The organism is Roseicella sp. DB1501 (assembly GCF_013112485.1).
Lineage (GTDB): Bacteria > Pseudomonadota > Alphaproteobacteria > Acetobacterales > Acetobacteraceae > Paracraurococcus.
On sequence record NZ_JABFHG010000009.1, the window covers coordinates 211,409 to 235,029 of the forward strand.

Genomic DNA, 23,621 nt, shown 5'->3' on the forward strand with positions numbered 1-23,621 from the left:
GATCGACATGCAAAAGGTCACGAAACTCAATCCAGCGGGTTGAATGGGCCGAGCGATATAGAATGGTGACAACTCATGTTCCAGTAGAAACCGCGGCGCGCCGCACCTCCTCCCGGATCTCCGCCATCAGCCGAGCCTTCAGGGCGCCGAATTCCGGCGTGGTCTTCACCGTCCACTCGCGCGGATAGGGCAGCGGCACCGGCACCTCGGCCTTGATGCGGCCGGGGCGGGCGGACATCACCAGCACCCGGTTCGCCAGGAAGATCGCCTCGTCGATGTCATGGGTGACGAAGAGCACGGTCTTGCGGTCCCCCTGCCAGATCTCCAGCAGCAGCTCCTGCATCAGCTCGCGGGTCTGGTGGTCGAGGGCGCCGAAGGGCTCGTCGAGCAGCAGGATCTCCGGGTCGTTGGCCAGGGCCCGGGCCAGGGCCGTGCGCTGCTGCATGCCGCCCGAGAGCTGCCGCGGCCAGTGGTTCTCGAAGCCGGCGAGGCCGGTGCGGGCGATGAAGCGGGCGGCGATGGCGGCCTGCTCGGCCTCGGGGAGGCCGCGCTCGACCAGGCCGTAGCGGATGTTCCGCTCGACGGTCAGCCAGGGAAAGAGGGTGTAGGACTGGAAGACCATGCCGCGATTCGGGCCGGGGCCGGCGACCGGGCGGCCATCCAGGCTGACGGTGCCGGCGGTCGGGCGGTCGAGCCCGGCGACGATCCGGAGCAGCGTCGACTTGCCGCAGCCCGAGGGGCCGAGGATGGCGACGAACTCGCCCGGCGCGACGGAGAGCGAGGTGGGTTGCAGCGCCAGCGTCGGTGGGGTCCGGCCGCGCGCCGGGAAGGTGCGGGTAACGCCGTCGATGCGGAGCGTCTTGTCGCTCACAGCGCCGCCCAGGGGAACAGCCGCCGGTTCAGCAGCTTCACTGCGAAATCCGTCACCAGCCCGATCACCCCGATCACCACGATGCCGAAGATCATCTGCCCGGTGTCCAGCAGCCGCTGGCTGTCCATGATCATGTGGCCGATGCCGCTGCTCGCCCCGATCAGCTCGGCGACGATGACATAGGTCCAGGCCCAGCCGAGCACGAGGCGGAGCGTCTCCGCCACCTGCGGCGCCGCGGCCGGGATCACCACCCGCCGCAGGATGCCGAGCGGGCGCGAGCCGAGGGTGTAGGCCGCCTCCACCAGGTCCATGCGCGTGCCGCCCGCGATCACCGCCACCATGATGACGAGCTGGAAGACGCTGCCGATGACGATGACCGCGAGCTTCTGCGCCTCCCCCACTCCGGCCCAGAGGATCAGCAGCGGGATGAAGGCCGAGGCCGGCAGGTAGCGGGCGAAGGAGAAGAAGGGTTCGAAGAAGGCCTCCACCGGCTTGAAGGCGCCCATCAGCAGGCCGAGCGGCACGGCGAGGACGGCGGCGATGAGGAAGCCGCCGACCACGCGGAAGACGGTGACGGCGATGTCGCCGAGGAAGCCATATTCGGTCAGCAGCGACCAGCCGGCCGCCAGCGTCCGCCCCGGCGAGGCGAGGAACAGCGCCGGCACATGCCCGCCCTCCGTCACCCAGGCCCAGAGGCCGAGGAAGACGGCGAAGAAGCCGGCGCCGAGCAGCAGGCGGGCGCCGGGCGGGACCGGCCTCAGCGGCTGCATCGCATCCTCCCCCTCAGCCCGGCGCCGGCAGGGCGACGTAGATCGCCGCATCGCCGCGCAGCACGCGCAGCGCCACGCCGGCGCTGCCGGCCGCCCGCAGCGCCGCCGCCGCCTCCTGCGGCCCGCGGATGGCGGCGCTGCCGATGCCGAGGATGAGGTCGCCGGCGCGCAGCCCCGCCGCCTCGGCGGTGCCGCCCGGCGTCACCCGCGTCACCAGCGCGCCCGGCATCTCCGGCGGCAGGTGCTGCGCCGTTCGCGCCGCGCGGGTGATGGCGCCGAGGGCGAGGCCGTAGCCGCGGTGCTCCGGCGCCGCGGGCGGCGCGGCGGCGGCCGGGGGCGGCGCCGGCGTGTCGGCGAGGAGGGCGGTCACCACCCGCTCCTGCCCGGCGCGCCAGACCGAGAGCGTGGCGGTGCTGCCCGGCGGCCGCAGCGCGATGCCATGGGCGATGGCGAGAGGCCCCACGGCCGGCAGCCCGTCGAGCGCGAAGACGACGTCGCCCGGCTGCAGCCCGGCGCGCGCCGCCGGCCCGTCCGGCACCACCGCATCGACCAGCGCCCCCTGCGGCGGCGCGCCGCCCATGGCGCGCGACAGCTCCCGCGTCATCGCCTGGGCCTGCAGGCCGAGCCAGCCGCGCCGCACCCGCCCCTCGATCGCCAGCGCCGTGACCACCGGCGCCGCCACCTGCGCCGGCACCGCGAAGCCGATGCCGACCGAGCCGCCGGTCGGGGTGACGATCGCCGTCGTCACGCCGGCCACGCGCCCGGCCGCGTCGAAGAGCGGGCCGCCGGAATTGCCGGGATTGATCGCCGCATCGGTCTGGATCAGCTCGCCCCAGGCGAGGCCGCCGAGGTTGCGCCCCTGCGCCGAGACGATGCCGAGCGAGACCGAGGCGCCGAGGCCGAAGGGATTGCCGACGACGAGCGCCCAATCTCCCGGCCGCGGCGGCGCGCCCTCGGCGAAGCGCAGGAAGGGCAGGGGCGGCGCGCCGAGCGGCGGCTCGATCCGCAGCACGGCGATGTCGGTGGCGGGGTCGCTGCCGAGCAGCCGGGCGGGGAAGTCCCGGCCATCGGCCAGGGTGACGGTGATGCGCTGCGCCTCGCCGGCCACATGGTGGTTGGTGACGACGGTGCCCTCGGCATCGATGAGGAAGCCGGAGCCGGCGCCGAGCAGCTCGGGCGGAGCCTTGTCCTGCGAAGGTTGGGCAAGGCGGGCGCCATGGCCGCGCGGCGCGGTCGCGGCATGCTCGAGCGTCTCGATCCGCACCACCGCCGGCTGCACCGCGGCGACGAGATCGGCGAAGCCCGGCGGCGGCGGCACCTCGGCCCGCGCCGGCGCCGCGATCAGGACGGCGGCGAGCGCCAGCAGGGCGCGAATCGGGCGCATCCGCGGCGGGTCAGGCGAGGAAGCGCGGATCGAGCAGCTTCGACAGGTCGACCTCCTGCCGCACCACGCCGGTCTCGCGCTGCACGGCATAGGCCTTGCGCTGGAACTCCGGCAGGCCCTTGGCGACGTAGTCCCGGTTCCTCGCCGCATCCATCCATTCGATGAACGCGGCGCTCGCCTTGAACTGCTCGGCGCTCTGGTTCACCCGCTTGCCCATGATGCCGAAGCTCTTCTCCGGCTCGGCCTTGATCATCTCGACCGCGTCGAACCAGGACTTCACCACCCGCTTCACCGCCTCGGGATTCGCGCTGATGAAGGCGGGCTGGAAGGCGAGGGTGTCGACGATGCAGGGATAGTCGAGCGTCGTCGCCAGGATGCGGCCCTTGTCCTCGCCCATGCCGCGGACCTGCGAGAGGTAGGGCTCATAGGTGGCGCAGGCATCGAACTGCCCGGCGACGAAGGCCTGGGCCGCCGGCTGCGGCGCCAGGGTCGCGGTCTGCACGTCCTTCACCGAGAGCCCGTTCTCGCGGAACATGTAGGCCATGAGGAAGTAGGGCGAGGTGCCGGGGCCGTCCACCGCGATGGTCTTGCCCTTGAGGTCGGCGAAGCCCTTGATGCCGGGCCGGGCGCCGATGCCGTCGCCGCCATGGCTGCGGTCGAGCACCAGCACCTGCACCAGCGGGATGGTGCTCGCCCAGAGGATCATGGTGTCGACCGTGGTCACCACGCAGTTCAGCGAGCCGGAGGCCAGCGCCAGGTTGCGCTCGCGCTGCGGCACGAATTTGGTCTCGACCTCGACGCCGTTCGCCTTGAACAGCCCGGCCTGCTCGGCGAGGGTCAGCGGCGCGAAGCCGGTCCAGCCCGACATGCCGATGGTGATCTTCGGCAGCCCCTGACCGCGGGCGAGCCGCGGCGCGGCCAGCACCGGCAGGGCGAGGGCACCGGTCGTGCCGGCGAGAAGGCTGCGTCGGAACATGGCGGCGACTCCCACGGCGTCCGGCCGAGCCTATCGGAGAGGATCGGCCGCGCAAGGGCTTATTGCGCCGCAGCAAGCGCTTGGGCGGGTCAGAGATCCGGGTTCATCGTCGCGCTGCTGCCGAAGGGACGGCTGTCCGGCAGCTCATCCGTGCCCTGGCCGGTCTCCTGCGCCGCCGGGCCCTCCGGCGCCTCGCAGCACGCCTTTATGCTGGCGAGGGTGCGCTGCAGGGCCGCCTGCATCTCCGCATCGCCATGCCCCTGCGCCGCGGCACCCGGCTTCTGCGTGAGGTGGAGCTGCAGGGCGACGGCCGAACCGCCTTCCGCTTCCGTCACCTCCAGGCTGCCGCCATAGCCGTGCTCGCCATGCGAGCCCCACTGCATCCGACGCGTCTCGGGCTCGGCCTTCAGCCAGCCCTCGTCGTGATAGCCATGATCCGCGGCCCGGCCCTCGACGGCGACATCGTCATGGTCGCCATGCCGGCCCTGCGGATCGACCCGCGTCACCGTCGGCAGGTAGCGCGGCATGTTGCGGATATCGGCGAGGAAGGCAAAGACCTCCGCTGGCGGACGGGCGATCTCGACGCGGCCGGCATAGTCGCCCATGGGACGTTTCCTCCTGCTGTGCGGCGCGAACGCCGCGGCGGCGGAGGGCGTTCCCGCGGGCCCTGCCGCGGCGTGGCCTAGGCCTGCCGCGCCCGGCCGCCGGCGGCGCGGCGGCCGCCGCGGCCGCGCTTCTCCGGATCGTAGCCGCCGCCACCGGGGCCGAGCGGCTTCGGCTTCCAGTCCTGCCGCGCCTTGGGGCGGGTCGCGCCGCTGGCGCGCGGCGCCGCCTCCTGCAGGCTGCGGCCGGCGAGGTTCGGCTCCAGGCCGAGATCGAGCGCCTCGAGCCGCTTGATCTCGTCGCGCAGCCGCGCCGCCTCCTCGAATTCCAGGTCCGCCGCCGCGGCGCGCATGCGCTTCTCGAGCTCGGCGATGGAGGCCCGCAGGTCCTTGCCAACGAACTGCGCCGTGGCGTCGCCCTCCACCGCCTCGACCGTCACGTAGTCCTGCTCGTAGACCGATTGCATGACATCGGCGATCTGCCGCTTGATGGTCTGCGGCGTGATGCCGTGCTCGGCATTCCAGGCCATCTGCTTGGCGCGACGGCGCTCGGTCTCCTCGATCGCCCGGCGCAGGCTGTCGGTCATGCGGTCGGCATAGAGCACGACGCGCCCCTCGGCGTTGCGGGCGGCGCGACCGATGGTCTGGATGAGCGAGGTGGTGCTGCGGAGGAAGCCCTCCTTGTCGGCATCCAGGATGGCGACCAGCACGCATTCGGGGATATCGAGCCCCTCCCGCAGCAGGTTGATGCCGACCAGCACGTCGAAGCCGCCGCGCCGCAGGTCGCGGATGATCTCGATCCGCTCCAGCGTATCCACGTCCGAGTGCAGGTAGCGCACCTTCAGCCCCGCCTCGGTCATGTACTCCGTCAGGTCCTCGGCCATGCGCTTGGTCAGGGTGGTGACGAGGACGCGGCCGCCTTTCTTCACCGCCTCGCGGCACTCGGCCAGCAGGTCGTCCACCTGGCCTTCGACGGGCCGGATGTCGGTCACGGGGTCGACCAGGCCGGTGGGCCGGATGACCTGCTCGGCGAAGACGCCGCCGGTCCGCTCCATCTCCCAGGACCCGGGGGTGGCGCTGACGAAGACCGTATTGGGGCGGTAGGTGTCCCACTCCTCGAATTTCAGCGGCCGGTTGTCCATGCAGGAGGGCAGGCGGAAGCCGAAATCGGCGAGGACGCTCTTGCGCGCGAAGTCGCCGCGATACATGCCGCCGAGCTGGCCGATGGTGACGTGGCTCTCGTCGACGACCAGCAGCGCGTTCTCCGGCAGGTATTCGAACAGCGTCGGCGGCGGCTCGCCGGGGCCGCGGCCGGAGAGGTAGCGGGAGTAGTTCTCGATCCCCTTGCAGGAGCCGGTGGTCTCCAGCATCTCGAGATCGAATTGCGTTCGCTGGCCGAGGCGCTGCGCCTCCAGCAGCTTGCCCTCGGCTTCAAGCTTCGCCAGCGTTTCCTTCAGCTCCTGCTTGATCTGGATGATCGCCTGGTTGAGCGTCGGCCGCGGCGTCACGTAGTGGCTGTTGGCGTAGATGGAGACGCGCTCCATCTCCGCCGTCACCTCGCCGGTCAGCGGGTCGAATTCGCGGATGCCGTCCACCTCGTCGCCGAACAGACTGATGCGCCAGGCGCGGTCCTCCAGATGCGAGGGCCAGATATCCACCGTCTCGCCGCGGATGCGGAAGGTGCCGCGGGCGAAGAAGCTGTCGTTGCGGCGGTATTGCTGCTCGACCAGCCCCTTGACCAGCGTGTCGCGGTCGATCCGCCCGCCGAGCTCGAGCTTGACCACCATGCGGCTGTAGGTCTCGACCGAGCCAATGCCGTAGATGCAGGAAACCGAGGCGACGATGACCACGTCGTTCCGCTCGAGCAGCGCCTGCGTCGCGGAATGCCGCATGCGGTCTATCTGCTCGTTGATCTGCGCATCCTTCTCGATATAGGTGTCGGTGCGCGGGACATAGGCTTCGGGCTGGTAGTAGTCATAGTAGGAGACGAAATACTCGACCGCATTCTCCGGGAAGAAGCTCTTCATCTCCCCATAGAGCTGCGCCGCCAGCGTCTTGTTTGGGGCCAGGATCAGGGTCGGGCGCTGCACCGCCTCGATCACCTTGGCCATGGTGAAGGTCTTGCCGGAGCCGGTGACGCCGAGCAGCACCTGGTCCCGCTCATTCGCCCGCAACCCGGCCACCAGCTCCCGGATCGCGGTGGGCTGGTCGCCATTCGGCTCGAAGGGCGAGACGACCTTCAGCACCCGCTCGGGCGGCGGGGCGGGGCGCTTCGGGGGATGGAACAGGACGGGGGGAAGATGGCTCATCTTGCCCCCGAATTTGGTGTCGCGGGCGCGCGAAGTCGAGCGTCAAGGCGTCTCGATACGGCAACGGGCGCCGGCCTCGCCGACACCCGCTCCCCTTCCGCCGCACCGCCGCGGCAGATCGTGCTGGCCCCCTTGGCGTCAGGAGGACAGGAAGGCGCTAGCGCTTGCTGCGCAGCATGCCGGAGATCAGCCAGGTCGCCGCGACCGCGATGCCGATGGCGACCAACGGCCGCGAGCGCGTCGCATCCCGCAGGTGGTCCGCCACGTCATAGGCCATGTCGCGCCCCTGCCGGGCATAGCCGCCGGCCTGGCGGGCATAGGTGCCGGCATAATCGGCCGCATCGGAGGCCGCCGGCCGCACCCGCCGCTCGATCAGGTCCTCGAGCTGGTTCCACAGCCGCGACAGCTCGCCGCGCGCATCCTCGCCGCGGTCGCGCAGCCGGTCGCCGGTGTCGCGCAGCCGACCGGCGGCGCGGCGGCCGTAATCCTCCGCGGTGTCGCGTGCATCCTCGCCGCGATCGCGCAGGCTGGAGAGGTAACCCATTGCTTCGTCCTCCGTCCCGGATTCGGTTCGACTTCATGAACGATGGCGAGGGCATCGGGTTCACCGGGGCAGCGGCGGCGGTTACAAGTCGCCATGGATGCGAGCGGGGAGCGGCCGCTGGTCGCGGTGATCGGCGCCGGCCCGGCCGGGCTGATAGCGGCGGAGGCGGCGGCCGCGGGCGGCGCGGCCGTGACGGTGCTCGACCATATGCCCTCGCCGGCGAGGAAGCTGCTCATCGCCGGCCGCGGCGGGCTGAACCTGACCCATTCCGAGCCCCTGCCCGCCTTCCTCGACCGCTACGGCGCCGCCCGGGACTGGCTGGCGCCCTGGATCGAGGCCTTCCCGCCCGCCGCCCTCATCGCCTGGGCCGAGGGGCTGGGGCAGCCCTGCTTCACCGGCAGCTCCGGCCGGGTCTTTCCCCGGGCGATGAAGGCCTCGCCACTGCTGCGCGCCTGGCTGGCGCGCCTGGCCGGGCTCGGCGTGGCGCTGCGGCCGCGGCATCGCTGGCAGGGCTGGGCGGAGGGGGCGCTCGTCTTGGGGACGCCGGACGGGCCCCTCCACCTGCGCCCGGCGGCGACCGTGCTGGCGCTCGGCGGCGCCTCCTGGCCGCGCCTCGGCGCGGATGGCGCCTGGGCGGCGCTGCTGCCCGAGGTGGCGCCGCTGCGGCCGGCCAATTGCGGCTTCCGCATCGCCTGGTCGGAGCATCTCCGGCAGCGCTTCGCCGGCGTGCCGCTGAAGCGCATCGCCCTCGGCTTCCGGGGCGAGACGGTGCGCGGGGAGGCGGTGCTGACCGAGGCCGGGATCGAGGGCGGCGCGGTCTATGCCCTGTCCGGGACGCTGCGCGAGGCGATCGCGGCGGCGGGGCCGGTGACGCTGGCCCTCGACCTGCGGCCCGATCTCGACATGGCGGCGCTGGCGGCGCGGCTGGATGCGCCGCGCGGCGGCGTCTCGCTGGCCAACCACCTGCGCCGCGCCGGCCTCGCCCCGGTTGGCATCGCCCTGGTGCAGGAGGCGCTGCGGGCCGGCGCTACCGCGCCGCTCTCCCGGCTGGTGAAGGCGCTGCAGCTGCGGCTGGAGGCGCCGATGGGGCTGGAGTGGGCCATCTCCTCGGCCGGCGGGCTGCGCCGGGCGGCGCTGGACGAGCGCCTGATGCTGCGCACGCGGCCCGGGGTCTTCGCCTGCGGCGAGATGCTGGACTGGGAGGCGCCGACCGGGGGCTATCTGCTGCAGGCCTGCTTCGCCACCGGGCGCGGCGCCGGCCTCGGGGCGCTCGCCTGGGCGCGGCGGCGGGCGGTGCCGGGCTGAACCGGCGTCAGCCCAGCAGCACCAGGTCGTCGCGGTGCACGATCTCGTCGCGGCCGCGCCAGCCGAGCAACTCCTCCAGCGCCTCGCTGCGATGGCCGGCAATGCGCCGGGCATCCTCGGCGTCATAGGCGGCGAGGCCGCGCGCCAGCTCGTGCCCGGCCTCGTCCTGCACCCGCACCGGGTCGCCGCGATGGAAGCTGCCTTCCACCGCCCGCACGCCCGCCGGCAGCAGGGAGGAGCCGCGGGCCAGCGCCCGCGCCGCCCCGGCATCGACGGTGAGGGTGCCGAGCGGGGCGAGGGAGCCGGCGATCCAGCGCTTGCGCGCCGTCCGCCCCTCCGGCGTCGGCAGGAACCAGGTGCAGCGCGCCCCCGTCTCGATGGCCCGCAGCGGGTTGTCGCGCTGGCCGAGGGCGATGGCCATGGCGCAGCCCGCCCCGGTGGCGATCCGCGCCGCGATCAGCTTGGTGCGCATGCCGCCCGAGGAATAGCCAGGGGGCGGCTCGCCGCCCATCGCCATGATCTCCTCGGTCAGGCGCGGCACCACCGGCAGATGCGCCGCCGTCGGGTCCCGGCGCGGATCGGCGGTGTAGAGCCCGTCGATGTCGGAGAGCAGGATCAGGGCATCCGCGCCGGTCATCTCGGCGACGCGGGCGGCGAGGCGGTCATTGTCGCCGAAGCGGATCTCGGCCGTCGCCACCGTGTCGTTCTCGTTGATCACCGGCACGCAGCCGAGCTCGAGCAGCGTGCCGAGCGTGGCGCGGGCATTCAGGTAGCGCCGCCGGTCCTCGCTGTCCTCGAGCGTCAGCAGGAGCTGCGCCGCCGGCAGCCCGACCGAGTCGAGCGCCGCCGCCCAGGCGCCGGCGAGGCGGATCTGCCCCACTGCCGCCGCCGCCTGCTTCTCCTCCAGCCGCAGCTTGCGGCGGGTGAGGCCGAGCGCGCGGCGGGCCAGGGCGATGGCGCCGGAGGAGACGAGGATGACCTCGGTGCCGCGGGCGCGCAGCAGGGCGACATCGGCGGCGACGCTGGCCAGCCAGCCGGCGCGCGGCGCCGCGGTGCGCTCCTCCACGACCAGGGCGGAGCCGATCTTCACCACCACGCGCCGCGCCGTGGCGAGCGTCGGGATGTCGTTCTGGGGCTGCATGGGCGGGCGCATAGCACGCGCCGCCCGCCCAGGGAAAAGCCCCACCCGCAGGGCTGAAAGGACGCGCCCGCAGGGCTGGCCGGCGCGGCGCCCGGGCATCGCCCGTGATGCGGCGATGGCACGCTTCGCAGCCGATCCGGTTTGATGGCGGACGGAATGCTTGAGCGGCAGTCGGAGGCCGCGCTATCCACGGTGGAAACCGACCCCCCGCAATCGTGAAGGCGGGCGAGGGCGGCGTGCGCTCCTCGCGTGGAAGGCCTGCTGCATGTTCTCTCGCCTGTTCGGCTTCCTCTCCGCCGACATGGCCATCGACCTCGGGACCGCGAACACGCTGGTCTATGTGAAGGGTCGGGGCATCGTGCTGAACGAGCCCTCCGTGGTCGCCATCGCCGATCATCGCGGCCGCAAGCAGGTCCTGGCGGTCGGCGAGGAGGCGAAGCAGATGCTCGGCCGCACCCCGGGCAACATCGCTGCCATCCGGCCGCTGCGCGACGGCGTCATCGCCGATTTCGAGGTGGCGGAGGAGATGATCAAGCACTTCATCCGCAAGGTGCACAACCGGCGCAGCTTCGCCTCGCCGATGATCATCGTCTGCGTCCCGTCCGGCTCCACCGCCGTCGAGCGCCGCGCCATCCAGGAGAGCGCCGAATCGGCCGGCGCCCGCAAGGTGCTGCTGATCGAGGAGCCGATGGCGGCGGCCATCGGCGCCGGCCTGCCGGTGACCGAGCCCTCCGGCTCGATGATCGTCGATATCGGCGGCGGCACCACCGAGGTGGCGGTGATCTCGCTCGGCGGCATCGTCTATGCCCGCAGCGTGCGGGTCGGCGGCGACAAGCTGGACGAGGCGGTGATCAGCTACATCAGGCGCCATTTCAACCTGCTGATCGGCGAGAGCACGGCCGAGCGCATCAAGATCGGCATCGGCGCCGCGCGCGCCCCGGAGGATGGCGGGGAGGGGCCGCTGGCCGAGGTGAAGGGCCGCGACCTCATGCATGGCGTGCCGCGCGAGGTGGTGGTCAGCCAGCACCAGGTGGCCGAGGCGCTGGCCGAGCCGGTCGGGCAAATCGTCGAGGCGGTGAAGGTGGCGCTGGAGAACACCCCGCCCGAGCTGGCCGCCGACATCGTCGACAAGGGCATCGTCCTGACCGGCGGCGGCGCCCTGCTCACCCGGCTCGACGAGGTGCTGCGGGACGCGACCGGCCTGCCGGTCGCCGTCGCCGAGGATGCGCTCTCCTGCGTCGCGCTCGGCACCGGCCGGGCGCTCGAGGAGATCAAGCGGCTTCGCCAGGTGCTGAGTTCGATGTATTGAAGAGGGATCGAGGCGAGGCAGGTTCCTCTCCGTGTTCCGTCTCAGCGTCCCGCTCCGCCAGGCGCTGTCGCGCCTGTCGCTTCCCGCCCTGATCGCCGCCGCCTTCGGCCTCATGCTGCTCGGCAAGGCGGATGCGCTGCTGGCGGAACGGGCACGCATGGCGCTCGCCGATGCTTTCGTGCCGGCCTGGGACGCGCTGCGCCAGCCGCTGCGGGCGATGCGCGGCGCCATCGACGAGGCGGCCGGGCTGCTGGCGCTGCGCGCCGAGAATGCCCGGCTGCGCGAGGAGAACGGGCGTCTCCGCCAGTGGCAGGAGGCGGCGCAGGCGCTGACCGCGGAGAATGCGCAGCTCCGCCGGCAGCTTGGCTTCCTGCCCGAGCCGGCGGCGCCCTTCGTCACCGCCCGCGTGGTCGCCGATGGCGGCGGCGCCTATGCTCGCGCCGTGCTGCTCTCGACCGGCCCCCTGGCGGGGGCGGAGCATCCGCTGCGCAAGGGCGCGGTGGCGCTGGATGCGCGCGGCCTGGCCGGGCGGGTGACGGAGGTGGGCAGCCGGTCCGCGCGGGTGGTGCTGCTCACCGATCTCAACAGCCGCATCCCGGTGCTGCTCGAGGGTAGCCGGGCGCGGGCGATGCTGGTCGGGACCAACGCCGCCCGGCCGCGGCTGCAATACTGGCCCGCCGGCACCGAGCCGCGGGAGGGCGAGCGGGTGGTGACCAGCGCCGAGGCGCATGCCTTCCCGGCCGGGCTGCCCATCGGCCAGGTGCGGCGGACCGCCTCGGGCGCCGCCGAGGTGGATCTCTTCGCCCGGCTCGACCGGCTCGACCTGCTGCGGCTCTTCGATTACGGCCTCGGCGGGGCGCTGCCATGACGCAACCTGACGCCGCCGCGCAACAAGCCGGGGCGCCGCGCCCGGCCCGGCCGCGATGAGCGGCTGGGCCGGGCTGCTCCGCTGGCTCGACGACCTGGCGCGGGCGCTGCTGCCGGCCGGGCTGACCCTGCTGCTGCTGCTGCTCGCGGCCCTTCCCTCCGGCCTGCCGGCGGGCCTGCCCGGCCTGCTGCCCGCCATCGCGCTGCCCAACCTCGTCTTCTGGTCGATCTTCCGCCCCGCCGCCCTGCCGCCGCCGGTGGTCTTCGGGCTCGGCCTGCTGCAGGACCTGCTGACCGCGGCGCCGCCCGGCAGCGGCGTGCTGGTGCTGCTGCTGGCGCATGGCGTTGCCGCGCGCTGGCGGCGGGTGCTGGCGCGGCAGCGCTTCCGGCTGGTCTGGCTGGCCTTCGCCGGCATCGCGGCGGGGGCGGCGGTGCTCGGCCTCGGCCTGCAGGCGCTGCTCGCCTGGCGCCTGCTGCCGCCCGCCCCGGCGCTCTGGCAGGCGCTGCTCGCCATCGGCCTCTATCCCGTCCTCGCCTGGCCGCTCACCCGCCTGCACGAGGCGATGCGCCGGGCCGAGGCCGCGGCCGGGCATCCGGCATGAGCCTGCTCCCGCCCGGCCGGCGCGAGGAGACGGAGCGGCGGCGGCTCTTCACCCGGCGGGCCGCGGCGCTCGGCCTCGGCCAGCTCGGCCTGCTCGGCTTCCTCGGCGCCCGGCTGTGGCGCCTGCAGGCGGAGGAGGGCGAGCGCTACCGCACCCTGGCCGAGGAGAACCGCATCTCCGCCCGGCTGCTGCCGCCGCCGCGCGGCCGGGTGCTGGACCGCAACGGCGAGGTCGTCGCCGGCAACCGGCTGAACTGGCGGGCGCTGCTGGTCGCCGAGCAGGCGCAGGATGTCGGCGCGACGCTCGACGCCTTCTCCCGCCTGCTGCCGCTGCAGGAGCACGAGCGCGCCCGCATCGAGCGTGAGCTGCGCCGCCACCGCCGCTTCGTCCCGGTGACGGTGCGGGACTTCCTGAGCTGGGAGGAGATGGCGCAGGTCGAGGTGAACGCGCCCGACCTGCCGGGCATCCTGATCGATGTCGGCACCACGCGGCTCTATCCGGAGGGCGAGCATCTCGCGCATATCGTCGGCTATGTCGCCCCGCCCGCCGAGCGCGACATGGATGGCGACCCGCTGCTCGCCCTGCCCGGCATCCGCATCGGCCGCGCCGGCATCGAGCGCTTCCACGAGACGGCGCTGCGCGGCCGCGCCGGGGCGGTGCAGCTCGAGGTGAACGCCCTCGGCCGGGTGATCCGCGAGCTCGACCGGCAGGAGGGCGTCGCCGGGCAGGAGGTGTCGATCAGCATCGATGCCGGGCTGCAGCGCGCGGTGCACACCCGCATCGAGGCGGGGACGAGCGTCGTCGTGCTCGATGCGCGGAACGGCGAGGTGCTGGCCATGGCCTCGCAGCCCTCCTTCGACCCCTCGCTCTTCGAGGCCGGCGTCTCCGCCCGGCAATGGCGGGACTGGACCCGCGACCGGGCGACGCCGCTGATCAACAAGGCGACCAACGGGCTCTACGCCCCGGGCTCGACCTTCAAGATGGTCGTCGCCCTGGCGGGGCTGGAGGCGCGGACGATCGCGCCGACCGACCGCATCCACTGCCCCGGCCATCTCGATCTCGGCGACACCCGCTTCCATTGCTGGCGCCGGCAGGGCCATGGCAGCCTCGACCTGCGCGGCGCGCTCAAGCAGTCCTGCGACGTCTATTTCTACGAGCTCGCCCGCCGCACCGGCATCGACCGCATCGCCGCCATGGCCAACCGCTTCGGCCTCGGCGTCGATCTCGGCATCGAGCTGCCGGGGGCGAAGCGGGGCCTGGTGCCGACGCGCGCCTGGCGGCAGGCGCAGGGCAAGGCCTGGAACCCCGGCGACACTGTCGTGCACGGCATCGGCCAGGGCTTTTACCAGATCACCCCGCTGCAGCTCGCCACCATGGCGGCGCGGCTGGCGACGGGGCGGGCGGTGCAGCCGCACCTCACCCGCAGCCTCGGCGGCCAGGCCATGCCGGGCGGCCGGCCGGAGGACTGGCCGCCGCTCGGCATCGCGGAGCGCGACCTGAAGCTGGTGCGCGAGGGCATGTGGGCGGTGGTGAACGAGGGCGGCGGCACGGCCCTCGGTGCCCGGCTGCCGGGGCAGTTCGGTGTCATGGCCGGCAAGACCGGCTCGGTGCAGGTGCGCCGGGTCTCGCGCGAGCAGCGCGAGCGTGGCTTCCGGGTCGAGCGGCAGCCGCGGGAGTGGCGGCCGCACGCCCTCTTCGTCGCCTTCGCCCCCTATGACGCCCCGGTCTATGCGGTGAGCGTCGTCGTCGAGCACGGGATGAGCGGCGCCGGCGCCGCGGCGCCGCTGGCGCGCGAGGTGATGGTCGAGGCCTTCACCCGGCTGCGCACGCCGCCCCTGCCGCCGCCGGCGCCGTCCTCGGGGCCGCGCGTGGCCGAAGCTGGCGCCGGGGGCAAGCGGTGAGCGGGGCCGCGCCCTATGAGCGGCGGCTCCTGCTGCGCGACCGCGGCGGGCTGCTGCGCAAGCTCTGGCGCATTCCCTGGAGCTTCGTCCTGCTGCTCGCCGCCCTCGCTTCCATCGGCTATGTCGCGCTCTATTCCGCCGGCGGCGGGCCGGAGCCCTATGCGACGAAGCACGCGCTGCGCTTCGGCTTCGGCCTGGTGCTGATGCTCTCCCTCGCGCTGGTCGACATCCGGTTGATCGCGCGCCTCGCCTGGGCCGGCTATGCGCTCGGCCTCGGGCTGCTGGTGCTGGTGCTGCTGCACGGCAATGTCGGCAAGGGGGCGCAGCGCTGGATCGATATCGGGCCGCTGCAGCTGCAGCCCTCGGAGCTGATGAAGATCATGCTCGCTTTGGCGCTCGCCGCCTGGTTCCGCCGGGCCGGCCGCGAGCGGATGGGCAACCCGCTCTTCCTGCTGCCCCCGGCGCTGCTGGTGCTGGCCCCGGTCGGGCTGATCCTGAAGCAGCCCAATCTCGGCACCGGGCTGATCACCGCCATGATCGGCGGCGCGGTCTTCTTCGCCGCCGGGGCACGGCTCTGGCAATTCGCCCTCGCCCTCGGCGCCGCGGGCATCGCCGCGCCGATCGCCTATGCGCATCTGCACGACTACCAGCGGGCGCGCATCACCACCTTCCTCGACCCGGAGAGCGACCCGCTCGGCGCCGGCTATAACATCATCCAGTCGAAGATCGCCCTCGGCTCGGGCGGCATCTGGGGCCGGGGCTTCCTGCAGGGCACGCAGGGGCACCTGAACTTCCTGCCGGAGAAGCAGACCGACTTCATCTTCACCATGATCGCCGAGGAGTTCGGCCTCGTCGGGTCGCTGGCGACGCTGGCCCTGCTCGTCCTGGCGATCGGCTTCTGCTTCCTCACCGCCTTCCGCTGCCGCCACGCCTTCGGCCGGCTGCTCGCGGTCGGTCTCGGCACCAACCTGTTCCTCTATGTCTTCGTCAACATCGCCATGGTGACGGGGGCGATCCCGGTCGGCGGCGTGCCCCTGCCGCTGATCTCGCATGGCGGCTCGGCCATGCTGACGACCATGCTCGGCTTCGGCCTGCTGCTCTCGGTGCATGTGCACCGCGATGTGGAGTTCGCCCCGGCGGGGGAGGGTTACAGGTAGCGCTGGATATCCAGCGTGCTCTCCCGCCCGAGCGTGGCGAAATGCAGCGCGAGGAACCGGTCCGCCGCCTCCCAGCCATAGCGCCGCAGGGTCTGCAGGAACTCCCAGTCGCCGTTCAGCTTGGTCGAGAGCTTGAACTGCCGCATCCGCTCCTCGTCCTCGACGCAGTGGAGGAAGATGCGGCGGTAGCGCGGCTGCTCCAGCCGGCCGGAATCGAGCAGCCGCTGCACGAAGTCGATCGCCCGCATCTCCGCCATCAGCGCGGCGTTGAAGCTGATCTCGTTCAGCCGGTTCATGATGTCGGACGGCGTAGTCGGCAGCTCCTGGCGGTTCAGCACGTTGATCTGCACCAGCAGGATGTCCGGCGCGCCGCGCTCGTAATAGAGCGGCCAGATCGCCGGGTTGCCGAGATAGCCGCCGTCCCAATAGGCCTCGCCCTCGATCTCCACCGCCTTGAAGACGTTCGGCAGGCAGGCGGAGGCCAGCACTACGTCCGGCGTCACCTCGGCGCGGGTGAAGATGCGTGGCTTGCCGGTGCGGACATTGGTCGCCGAGATGAAGAGGCGCAGCACCTTCTGGTCCTGCCGCAGCCGCTCGGTGTCGAGGTTGTCGGCGATCACCTGCCGCAGCGGGTTGAACTCCACCGGGAAGGGGTTGAGCTGGTAGGGCGAGAAGACGCGGCTCAGCGTGTCGAAGGTCTGGTAGGCGACCGAATAGGTGAGGTCGTAGCCCCAGAGCGCCTTCTCGAGCGGGGTGTTGCGCAGCGGGCTGATGGCGAGGCGGGCGGCGACGTCGCGCCACAGCCGGTCGAGCGCCCGCCGCGCCCCCTCGCGGCCGTCCTCGGCCAGGCCCTGGACGAAGATCGCCGCGTTCAGCGCCCCGGCCGAGGTGCCGGAGACCGCGTCGAAGACCAGCCGCTCATCCTCGAGCAGCCGGTCCAGCACGCCCCAGGTGAAGGCGCCATGCGTGCCGCCGCCCTGGAGCGCGAGGTTGAGCCGCTTGGTGGCGATGGGCTTCGCCACCGCGGGCTGCGGCAGCGGCGCCGAAGGGGCGCCTTGCGTCGGATCGGGCAGGAGCTCGGGCGGCAGCGGTCCCTCGCCCCGCAGGTCGCCCCGCGGCGCCTCCGCCCCGTCCGGCGCCGGGCCCGCCCCCGTCTCCCGCGTCATTCGCGCGTCAGCTCGCGTACCAGCCGCCGTCGATCGACAGCGCCGCGCCAGTGACGCCGCCGCTGTTCGGGCCGCAAAGATAGAGCGCCATCTGCGCCACCTCCTCGACCTCGATCCAGCGCTTGGAGGGCTGGTGCACCAGCAGCAGGTCCTTCAGCGCCGCCGCCTCGGAGAGGTTGTGCTGCTGCGCCAGCGTCTTGACCTGCGCCTCGGCCAGCGGGGTGCGCACGAAGCCCGGGCAGATGGCGTTGCAGGTGATCGGCGTCTCGGCCGTCTCCACCGCGACGGTCTTGGTCATGCCGACCACCGCATGCTTGGCCGAGACATAGGCCACCTTGAAGGGCGAGGCGACGAGGCCGTGGGCCGAGGCGATGTTGATGATCCGACCCCAGTTGCGCGCCCGCATCCCTGGCAGCGCCGCCTTGATGGCATGGAAATTCGAGGCGAAGTTGATCGCCATGATGGCGTCGAACTTGTCGTCGGGGAATTCCTCAATCGGCGCCACGAATTGGATGCCGGCATTGTTCACCAGGATGTCGAGGCTGCCGAGCGCCGCCTGCGCCTCCTGGACCATCTGCCGCACCTGCTCGGGCTTCGAGAGGTCGGCCCCGGAATAGGGCGCCTCGGCCGCGCCCATGGCGGCGCCCACCTCCTGGCGCGCCCTGGCGATTTCCTCGGGCTTGCCGAAACCGTTCAGCATCACCTTCGCCCCCGCCTCGGCGAGGAGCCGGGCGATGCCGAGGCCGATGCCGCTGGTGCTGCCGGTGACCAGGGCGGTCCGGCCGCTGAGGATTGTCTCCATGGGGGCGAGGCTCCTTCGCAAGTGCGGCATGAACGCTCAGGGCAGGCGTTTGAGCAAGCCGATTAGTCGCTTCGTGAAGGGGGAGAGCAGCTTCGGCGCATAGAAGGCGCCGGCGGCGCGCTTCCCCGCTTCGGCCAGGGTCGGATAGGGCAGGGTGAGGGAAGCGAGCGCCGAGAGCGACAGCCGCCGCCCGATCAGCAGCCCGTAGGTGCCGGCCATCTCGCCCGCGCCGGGGGCCAGCAGGCTGGCGCCGAGCAGCCTGCCGCGCGGCGTCGCCACCAGCTTCACCAGCCCCTCCGGCCGCCCTTCGGCGATGGCGCGGTCGTTCTCGGCCAGCGGCCAGCGCAGGATGCGCAGCTCGCGGTGCCCCGCCGCCCGCGCCTCGGCCTCGGTCAGGCCGATCTGCGCCAGCTCCGGATCGGTATAGGTGACGCGCGGCAGCGCCGCGTAGTCGAGCCGCGTGCCGGGCAGGCGGAACAGCATGGAGCGCACCAGCACCGCGGCGTGCTGCGAGGCGGCATGGGTGAGGCGGCGCGGCCCCAGCCCCTCCGGATCGGCGATGTCGCCGACCGCCCAGACCCGGCGGTTGGAGACCGAGCGGAGGTCGCGCCGGGTGCGCACGCCCTGCGGGGTGGCGGCGACATTGGCCGCCGGCAGGTCGAGCCCGGCGAGGCGCGGTGCCCGCCCAGTGGCCAGCAGCAGATGCGTCCCGGCGATGCGCGTGCCGTCGGCGAGGTGGAGGACGACGCCGGCGCTCGCCTGCGGGCTGTCCGGCTCGAGCTGCTCGGCGCGCGCCACCCGCGCGCCCTCGTGCAGCGCCACGCCCTCGGCCAGCAGCGCGGCGCGGAGCGGGTGGACCAGCTCCTCCTCCTCGCCCGGGGCGATGCGCGGCGCCGCCTCGACCACCGTCACCAGGCAGCCGAGCCGGGCATGCGCCTGCGCCATCTCGATCCCGACCGCGCCGCCGCCGAGGATGATGAGATGGCCCGGCGGCTCGGCGAGGTCGAAGAGCGTCTCGTTGGTCAGCCAGGGCACGCCGTCGAGGCCGGGGATGTCGGGGATCACCGGGTGGCTGCCCGCGGCGATGACGGCGCGGCGGAAGCTGAGGCGGCGGCCGCCCGCCTCGATCACGTCCGGCGCCGCGAAATGCCCGGCCGCCTCGATCACCTCGGCCCCCATGCCGCGGTAGCGGGCGGCGCTGTCATTGGGCGCGATGCGGGCGATGGCGCCCTGCACATGCGCCCGCACCCCGGCCCAGTCGATCTCGGGCGGCGGCAGGCGCAGGCCGAAACGGCCCGCCTGCCGCGCCTCGGCCGCGGCGCGCGCGGCGGCGAGCAGCGCCTTCGAGGGAACGCAGCCGGTGTTCAGGCACTCGCCGCCCATCCGGCCGCGCTCGATCACCGCCACACTGAGGCCGAGGCCGCTGCAGATGGCCGCGACCGAGAGCCCGGCGGCCCCCGCGCCGATCACCGCCACGTCGAAATCAGGCATGCGTCTCCCCTTCTCCTCCCGGCCTGCATCCCCTGCCGGTCACGCCGCGCGGCGGCGACGCCACCAGGCCCCGAGCAGGGACAGGGCGGCAAGGCCGAGCAGCGGCAGCAGGATCCCCGGCGAGAGGATCACCGACAGGTCCGGCCGCCCCCCGGCCTCGAGCACCTGGCCGAGCCCCGCCCCGATGCCGGCGAAGACCGCGGTCGCCGGGATGATCCCGAGCAGGGTGGCCCCGGCATAGGGCGCGAGCGGCATGCCGGCCAGGGCCGGGGCGAGGTTGACCAGCCAGAAGGGCAGGACCGGCAGCAGCCGGAGCGAGAGGAGGACCCAGAACCCGTCCCGTCGCAACCCCTCCGCCACCCGGGCCAGCCGCGGCCCGGCGCGCCGCAGCAGTGCCCCGGCCAGGGCGTGGCGCGCGGCGAGGAAGACCAGGCAGGCGCCGAGCGTCGCCCCGAGCACGGCGGCCGCGGCGCCGAGCCAGGGGCCGAAGAGCAGGCCGCCGGCCAGCGTCAGCACCGTCGCGCCGGGCAGGGAGGCGCCGACGACGAGGATGTAGAGGCCGAGATAGAGCAGCAGCGCCAGCGCCGGCCGCGCCGTGGCGAAGCCGGCGAGCGCGGCGCGGTGCGCCGCCAGCGCGTCGAGGTTGAGGACGCGGTGCAGGCCAAGCGCATAGGCAAGGCCGAGCCCGGCGAGGAGAAGGGCGAGCGGCCAGAGGCGGCGCCAGGCCGGGCCCGGGCGGGGGCCAGAAGGCGCATCGGGGGCCGGCGGGGGGGAATCGGGCATCGGGTCCTGGCTTCGTCGCCGCAGCGTCGGGCGTTACCCCCAGGCGTTACCCCTGGGCGTTACTCGGGAGCGACGCGCCGGCGCCACCGCGATTGACGGCGGCCCCGCTGCCTCCCTATACGTGCGCGCCTTCGCCGCGGCCCTCCTCAGGACGGGTCGCCGGCCGTCGCAGCCGCGCGCCCCGGAGCCCGTCCCCGGCGCCGCGCCGACGCTTTTCCTTTCGGAGATCAGTCCCGTGAAGCGTACCTATCAGCCCTCCAAGCTCGTCCGGAAGCGCCGGCATGGCTTCCGCACCCGCATGGCGACGGTGGGCGGCCGCAAGGTCCTGGCCAACCGCCGCGCCAAGGGCCGCACCAAGCTCAGCGCCTGACCAGGGCGCGGGAGCGGGGCCTGCCATGCCGGGGCGCCTGCCACGGCTGACCCGGCGCGGCGAATTCCTCAAGGTCGCCGGCCGGGGCCGCAAGGCCGCGAGGCCGGGGCTGGTGCTGCAGGCGCTGCCGCAGCCGGCCGGCGGGCTGCGGCTCGGCTTCACGGCCACCAAGAAGATCGGCAACGCCGTCGCCCGCAACCGCGCCAAGCGCCGGCTGCGGGAGGCGGCGCGCCTGACGCTGGGCGAGGCGCCGCCCGCCGGCTGGGACCTGGTGCTGATCGCCCGCGACGGCACCGGCCGCCGGCCCTGGCCGGCGCTGCTCGGCGACCTGCGCGGCGCGCTGCGCCAGGCGGGGGTGCCGGAGGGTGCAGCGGAGCCGGGCCTGCCGCCCGGCCATGCCCCGGAGTCCGCCCGGGAGCCGCGGCCGTGACGCCCGCGGCGCGGGCGCTGCGCGGCGCCGTCATCGCCTATCAATGGACCCTTCGCCCGGTGATCGGGGCGCAGTGCCGCTTCCATCCGAGCTGCAGCCACTACGCGCTGGAGGCGCTGCAGCGCCATGGCGCGCTGCGCGGCGGCTGGCTCGCCACCCGGCGCATCCTTCGCTGCAATCCCTGGCATCCCGGCGGCGAGGACCCGGTCCCGCCATCCCGCGCCGCGGCGCCCCCCGCCTTCCAGCCCGTTCCGAAAGGCTGACCTCGTTCCATGGACCAGAAGCGCCTCCTCGCGGCGATCGCCCTCTCGATCGGCATCCTGCTGATCTTCGACTTCCTCGGCCGGCCGGCGCGCGAGGCGCAGCGCGCCCAGCAGGCCGCGCAGCAGCAGGCGGCGCAGGTGCAGCAGGCCGCGCCGACGCCCGGCCCGACCGGCCCGCTCGGCGCGCCGACGGATGCCGCGCCGGCCGCTGGCGCGCCGCGCAGCCCGGCGGCCCGCATCCCGGTCGAGGGTCCGCGCGTGCAGGGCACGCTCAATCTCCGCGGCGCCCGGCTCGATGACCTGGTGCTGAAGGACTACCACGAGACCGTCGACCGGAACTCGCCGCTGGTCCGCCTCCTGGCCCCGCGCGATGGCGCGGCGCCCTATTATAACCAGTGGGGCTGGACCGCGGCGGACGGGCACACGCCCGTGCCGGGCAACGATACCGACTGGACCGCCGAGGGCAGCCGCCTCGCCCCCGGCACGCCGGTGACGCTGCGCTGGGACAACGGCCAGGGCCAGGTCTTCGAGATCGTGCTCTCGCTCGACGAGAATTACATGGTCACCGCCGAGCAGCGGGTGCGGAACAACGGCACGGCGCCGGTGCAGCTGCTGCCCTGGGCGCGCATCCGCCGCGAGTACACGCCGCCGACCCAGGGCTTCTACATCCTGCATGAAGGCTTCGTCGGAGTGCTCGACGGCAAGCTGCGGGAGGAGACCTATTCCAGCGCCAAGTCGGAGGCCGCCAAGCGCAACGGCGTCGCCCTCGAGCAGGAGGGCCCGGGCGGCTGGGCCGGCATCACCGACAAGTACTGGCTGACCGCGCTCGCGCCGGTCGACCAGTCGGCCCGCTTCCGCGCCACCTTCCGCGCCCTGCCCGAGGGGGGGCAGGACCGTTGGCAGGCCGATTTTGCCCCGCCCGCGGCGCTGACCATCGCGCCCGGCGAGACCGGCGGCGGCCAGGCGCTCCGCCTCTTCGCCGGCGCCAAGGAGGTGAACCTGCTGGATGCCTATGCCACCCGGCTCGGCATCCCGGATTTCGACAAGGCGGTGGATTTCGGCTGGTTCTACTTCCTGACCAAGCCCTTCTTCCACGTCCTGCACTTCCTGGGCTCGACGCTCGGCAATTTCGGCGTCGCCATCCTGGTCTTCACGCTGGTGCTGAAGGCGCTGTTCTTCCCCTTGGCCAACAAGTCCTACAAGTCGATGGCCAAGATGAAGGTGCTCGGTCCGAAGATGACCGAGATCCGCGAGCGCTATAAGGAGGATCCGGCCAAGGCCCAGGCCGAGATGATGGCGCTGTACCGGACGGAGAAGGTGAACCCGGCCTCGGGCTGCCTGCCGATCCTGATCCAGATCCCGGTCTTCTTCGCCCTCTACAAGGTGCTCTTCGTCACCATCGAGATGCGGCACGCGCCCTTCTTCGGCTGGATCCGCGATCTCTCGGCGCCCGACCCGACCAACCTGTTCAACCTGTTCGGCCTGATCCCCTACGACCCGGCGCAGCTCTCGCACTACCTGCACATGCCGGCCTGGGCGCTGATCATGGGCGCGACGATGTACCTGCAGCAGCGGCTCAACCCGCAGCCGCCGGACCCGATCCAGGCCAAGCTGTTCCAGTGGATGCCGCTGATCTTCACCTTCATGCTGGCCGGCATGCCGGCGGGCCTGGTGATCTACTGGTCCTGGAACAACCTGCTCTCCATCGCCCAGCAATGGACCATCCAGCGCGGCGTCAAGCCGGGCCGGCCAGGGACGGCGGCGGTGCCCGCGGCGGCGGTGCCGGCGGGCGCGGCGAAGCCGAAGAAGGGGTGAGCGGCCCGGACCAGGGGGCGCCCGACCGGTCCACCCCCTCCGGCCCGCCCCTGCCCGCGGGCGGCCTGATCGAGGCCACCACGCCGGAACAGCGGGCGGCGCTGATCGAGGCCGGGCGGCTGCTCTTCGCCCGGCCCTGCACCTTCTTCCACGCGGCGCAGCGGCTTGACCAGCTGCCCCCCACGGGGCGGCCGGAGATCGCCTTCTGCGGCCGCTCGAATGTCGGCAAGTCCTCGCTGGTCAATGCGCTGACCGGGCAGAAGGCGCTGGCCCGCGTCTCCCACACGCCCGGCCGCACCCGGCAGCTCAACTTCTTCGACCTCGCCGGCCGGCTCACCCTCGTCGACATGCCGGGCTATGGCTATGCCCAGGCCTCGAAGAGCGTGAAGGCGGACTGGCAGGGGCTGATGTTCGACTTCCTGCGCGGCCGGCCGACGCTGCGGCGCGTCTTTCTCCTCCTCGATGCCCGCATCGAGACCAAGGCCGGCGACCGGGCGGCGATGGAACTGCTGAACGACGCCGCCGTCGCCTTCCAGATCGTGCTGACCAAGGCGGACGACGCCAAGCCCTACTGGCTGGAGAAGCGCCGGGCCGAGGCCGAGGCGCTGGCCCGCAGCCATACCGCGGGGCATCCGCTGGTGATCGTCACCAGCGCCGAGACCGGGCTCGGCATCCCCGAGCTGCGGGCGGAGATGGCGGCGCTCGCGGCCTGAGCCGGGGCGCTGCCCGCCGCCGGGGGGCACATCTGTCACCGGGGGCGGAT

Annotated in this window: 23 protein-coding genes; 11 read left to right on the forward strand and 12 right to left on the reverse strand. The window is 73.2% G+C overall.

The window, feature by feature from the left end:
* Positions 1 to 73: 73 nt before the first annotated feature.
* The 7 genes from HJG45_RS18615 to HJG45_RS18645 all read right to left on the reverse strand — a co-directional run bounded on the left by HJG45_RS18615 (position 74) and on the right by HJG45_RS18645 (position 7,456).
* Complete coding sequence (locus tag HJG45_RS18615) at positions 74 to 871, reverse strand: ATP-binding cassette domain-containing protein (protein ID WP_171613753.1); 798 nt, start codon at positions 869 to 871, stop codon at positions 74 to 76.
* Positions 868 to 1,641, reverse strand: coding sequence for an ABC transporter permease (locus tag HJG45_RS18620; protein WP_171613755.1), 774 nt, complete (start codon positions 1,639 to 1,641; stop codon positions 868 to 870). The genes HJG45_RS18615 and HJG45_RS18620 overlap by 4 nt, the downstream gene beginning before the upstream one ends.
* Positions 1,642 to 1,654: 13 nt before the next feature.
* Complete coding sequence (locus HJG45_RS18625; protein ID WP_171613757.1) at positions 1,655 to 3,025, reverse strand: trypsin-like peptidase domain-containing protein; 1,371 nt, start codon at positions 3,023 to 3,025, stop codon at positions 1,655 to 1,657.
* 10 nt (positions 3,026 to 3,035) lie between these two features.
* On the reverse strand, positions 3,036 to 4,001 hold the full coding sequence (locus HJG45_RS18630) for an ABC transporter substrate-binding protein (RefSeq protein ID WP_171613759.1): 966 nt from the start codon (positions 3,999 to 4,001) through the stop codon (positions 3,036 to 3,038).
* An 89-nt stretch (positions 4,002 to 4,090) separates the two neighbouring features.
* Positions 4,091 to 4,606, reverse strand: a complete 516-nt coding sequence (locus HJG45_RS18635; RefSeq protein ID WP_171613761.1) for an SRPBCC family protein — start codon at positions 4,604 to 4,606, stop codon at positions 4,091 to 4,093.
* A 77-nt stretch (positions 4,607 to 4,683) separates the two neighbouring features.
* Positions 4,684 to 6,912: an excinuclease ABC subunit UvrB gene (gene uvrB, locus HJG45_RS18640; RefSeq protein ID WP_171613763.1), complete on the reverse strand. Its 2,229-nt coding sequence runs from the start codon at positions 6,910 to 6,912 to the stop codon at positions 4,684 to 4,686.
* Positions 6,913 to 7,069: 157 nt separating this feature from the next.
* A complete protein-coding gene (locus tag HJG45_RS18645) occupies positions 7,070 to 7,456 on the reverse strand; it encodes a hypothetical protein (RefSeq protein WP_171613765.1) in 387 nt (128 codons plus the stop codon).
* 93 nt (positions 7,457 to 7,549) lie between these two features.
* Between HJG45_RS18645 and HJG45_RS18650 the strand changes: the two genes are divergently transcribed.
* Positions 7,550 to 8,761, forward strand: a complete 1,212-nt coding sequence (locus tag HJG45_RS18650; protein ID WP_171613767.1) for a TIGR03862 family flavoprotein — start codon at positions 7,550 to 7,552, stop codon at positions 8,759 to 8,761.
* 7 nt (positions 8,762 to 8,768) lie between these two features.
* Here HJG45_RS18650 and proB read toward each other — a convergent pair whose 3' ends face one another.
* A complete protein-coding gene (gene proB, locus HJG45_RS18655; protein ID WP_171613769.1) occupies positions 8,769 to 9,902 on the reverse strand; it encodes a glutamate 5-kinase in 1,134 nt (377 codons plus the stop codon).
* A 265-nt stretch (positions 9,903 to 10,167) separates the two neighbouring features.
* Between proB and HJG45_RS18660 the strand changes: the two genes are divergently transcribed.
* From HJG45_RS18660 to rodA, 5 genes are read left to right on the forward strand one after another with little or no spacing between them, the layout of a single operon-like run.
* Complete coding sequence (locus tag HJG45_RS18660) at positions 10,168 to 11,211, forward strand: rod shape-determining protein (protein WP_171613771.1); 1,044 nt, start codon at positions 10,168 to 10,170, stop codon at positions 11,209 to 11,211.
* Positions 11,212 to 11,242: 31 nt separating this feature from the next.
* Positions 11,243 to 12,079, forward strand: coding sequence for a rod shape-determining protein MreC (gene mreC / locus HJG45_RS18665; RefSeq protein ID WP_171613773.1), 837 nt, complete (start codon positions 11,243 to 11,245; stop codon positions 12,077 to 12,079).
* Positions 12,080 to 12,134: 55 nt separating this feature from the next.
* Positions 12,135 to 12,680 carry a rod shape-determining protein MreD gene (locus tag HJG45_RS18670; RefSeq protein ID WP_171613774.1) on the forward strand — a complete coding sequence of 182 codons (546 nt, stop codon included), beginning with the start codon at positions 12,135 to 12,137 and terminating at the stop codon, positions 12,678 to 12,680.
* On the forward strand, positions 12,677 to 14,581 hold the full coding sequence (gene mrdA / locus HJG45_RS18675; RefSeq protein ID WP_171613776.1) for a penicillin-binding protein 2: 1,905 nt from the start codon (positions 12,677 to 12,679) through the stop codon (positions 14,579 to 14,581). The genes HJG45_RS18670 and mrdA overlap by 4 nt, the downstream gene beginning before the upstream one ends.
* Complete coding sequence (gene rodA / locus HJG45_RS18680; protein WP_171613778.1) at positions 14,578 to 15,738, forward strand: rod shape-determining protein RodA; 1,161 nt, start codon at positions 14,578 to 14,580, stop codon at positions 15,736 to 15,738. Before mrdA ends, rodA begins: the two co-directional genes overlap by 4 nt.
* Here the strand turns inward: rodA and HJG45_RS18685 are convergent.
* Genes HJG45_RS18685 through HJG45_RS18700 form a run of 4 tightly spaced genes read right to left on the reverse strand, consistent with a single transcriptional unit; the run spans position 15,729 to position 19,980 of the window.
* Positions 15,729 to 16,904 (reverse strand): patatin-like phospholipase family protein, encoded by a 1,176-nt coding sequence (locus HJG45_RS18685; RefSeq protein ID WP_217362971.1) that lies wholly within the window; start codon positions 16,902 to 16,904, stop codon positions 15,729 to 15,731. The genes rodA and HJG45_RS18685 overlap by 10 nt on opposite strands.
* A gap of 7 nt (positions 16,905 to 16,911) precedes the next feature.
* Positions 16,912 to 17,706 (reverse strand): 3-hydroxybutyrate dehydrogenase, encoded by a 795-nt coding sequence (locus HJG45_RS18690; RefSeq protein WP_171613780.1) that lies wholly within the window; start codon positions 17,704 to 17,706, stop codon positions 16,912 to 16,914.
* A 36-nt stretch (positions 17,707 to 17,742) separates the two neighbouring features.
* Positions 17,743 to 19,197 carry an NAD(P)/FAD-dependent oxidoreductase gene (locus HJG45_RS18695; RefSeq protein ID WP_171613782.1) on the reverse strand — a complete coding sequence of 485 codons (1,455 nt, stop codon included), beginning with the start codon at positions 19,195 to 19,197 and terminating at the stop codon, positions 17,743 to 17,745.
* Positions 19,198 to 19,236: 39 nt separating this feature from the next.
* The gene (locus HJG45_RS18700; protein ID WP_171613784.1) at positions 19,237 to 19,980 is read right to left on the reverse strand and encodes a TVP38/TMEM64 family protein; all 744 of its coding nucleotides are present in this window, start codon (positions 19,978 to 19,980) and stop codon (positions 19,237 to 19,239) included.
* Positions 19,981 to 20,215: 235 nt separating this feature from the next.
* Between HJG45_RS18700 and rpmH the strand changes: the two genes are divergently transcribed.
* The 5 genes from rpmH (at position 20,216) to yihA (ending at position 23,571) form a co-directional block, all read left to right on the forward strand.
* Positions 20,216 to 20,350 carry a 50S ribosomal protein L34 gene (gene rpmH, locus HJG45_RS28440; protein ID WP_090565110.1) on the forward strand — a complete coding sequence of 45 codons (135 nt, stop codon included), beginning with the start codon at positions 20,216 to 20,218 and terminating at the stop codon, positions 20,348 to 20,350.
* A gap of 25 nt (positions 20,351 to 20,375) precedes the next feature.
* The gene (rnpA, locus tag HJG45_RS18710) at positions 20,376 to 20,780 is read left to right on the forward strand and encodes a ribonuclease P protein component (RefSeq protein ID WP_171613786.1); all 405 of its coding nucleotides are present in this window, start codon (positions 20,376 to 20,378) and stop codon (positions 20,778 to 20,780) included.
* Entirely contained in the window at positions 20,777 to 21,043 is a 267-nt protein-coding gene (gene yidD / locus HJG45_RS18715) for a membrane protein insertion efficiency factor YidD (protein WP_171613788.1), read from the forward strand. The genes rnpA and yidD overlap by 4 nt, the downstream gene beginning before the upstream one ends.
* Positions 21,044 to 21,052: 9 nt before the next feature.
* Complete coding sequence (gene yidC / locus HJG45_RS18720; protein WP_171613790.1) at positions 21,053 to 22,858, forward strand: membrane protein insertase YidC; 1,806 nt, start codon at positions 21,053 to 21,055, stop codon at positions 22,856 to 22,858.
* A 65-nt stretch (positions 22,859 to 22,923) separates the two neighbouring features.
* A complete protein-coding gene (gene yihA, locus HJG45_RS18725) occupies positions 22,924 to 23,571 on the forward strand; it encodes a ribosome biogenesis GTP-binding protein YihA/YsxC (protein WP_408902026.1) in 648 nt (215 codons plus the stop codon).
* Positions 23,572 to 23,621: the final 50 nt, after the last annotated feature.

Bases quoted from the DNA above. Each gene is read 5' to 3' on its own strand.
- HJG45_RS18660 (WP_171613771.1), top strand. From the start codon at position 10,168: ATGTTCTCTCGCCTGTTCGGCTTCCTCTCCGCCGACATGGCCATCGAC.
- HJG45_RS18695 (WP_171613782.1), bottom strand. From the start codon at position 19,197: ATGCCTGATTTCGACGTGGCGGTGATCGGCGCGGGGGCCGCCGGGCTC.
- HJG45_RS18645 (WP_171613765.1), bottom strand. From the start codon at position 7,456: ATGGGTTACCTCTCCAGCCTGCGCGATCGCGGCGAGGATGCACGCGAC.
- HJG45_RS18650 (WP_171613767.1), top strand. From the start codon at position 7,550: ATGGATGCGAGCGGGGAGCGGCCGCTGGTCGCGGTGATCGGCGCCGGC.
- HJG45_RS18630 (WP_171613759.1), bottom strand. From the start codon at position 4,001: ATGTTCCGACGCAGCCTTCTCGCCGGCACGACCGGTGCCCTCGCCCTG.
- HJG45_RS18625 (WP_171613757.1), bottom strand. From the start codon at position 3,025: ATGCGCCCGATTCGCGCCCTGCTGGCGCTCGCCGCCGTCCTGATCGCG.
- rnpA (WP_171613786.1), top strand. From the start codon at position 20,376: ATGCCGGGGCGCCTGCCACGGCTGACCCGGCGCGGCGAATTCCTCAAG.
- HJG45_RS18670 (WP_171613774.1), top strand. From the start codon at position 12,135: ATGAGCGGCTGGGCCGGGCTGCTCCGCTGGCTCGACGACCTGGCGCGG.
- HJG45_RS18700 (WP_171613784.1), bottom strand. From the start codon at position 19,980: ATGCCCGATTCCCCCCCGCCGGCCCCCGATGCGCCTTCTGGCCCCCGC.
- mrdA (WP_171613776.1), top strand. From the start codon at position 12,677: ATGAGCCTGCTCCCGCCCGGCCGGCGCGAGGAGACGGAGCGGCGGCGG.
- HJG45_RS18635 (WP_171613761.1), bottom strand. From the start codon at position 4,606: ATGGGCGACTATGCCGGCCGCGTCGAGATCGCCCGTCCGCCAGCGGAG.
- HJG45_RS18685 (WP_217362971.1), bottom strand. From the start codon at position 16,904: ATGACGCGGGAGACGGGGGCGGGCCCGGCGCCGGACGGGGCGGAGGCG.
- uvrB (WP_171613763.1), bottom strand. From the start codon at position 6,912: ATGAGCCATCTTCCCCCCGTCCTGTTCCATCCCCCGAAGCGCCCCGCC.
- yidC (WP_171613790.1), top strand. From the start codon at position 21,053: ATGGACCAGAAGCGCCTCCTCGCGGCGATCGCCCTCTCGATCGGCATC.
- HJG45_RS18620 (WP_171613755.1), bottom strand. From the start codon at position 1,641: ATGCAGCCGCTGAGGCCGGTCCCGCCCGGCGCCCGCCTGCTGCTCGGC.
- proB (WP_171613769.1), bottom strand. From the start codon at position 9,902: ATGCAGCCCCAGAACGACATCCCGACGCTCGCCACGGCGCGGCGCGTG.
- HJG45_RS18690 (WP_171613780.1), bottom strand. From the start codon at position 17,706: ATGGAGACAATCCTCAGCGGCCGGACCGCCCTGGTCACCGGCAGCACC.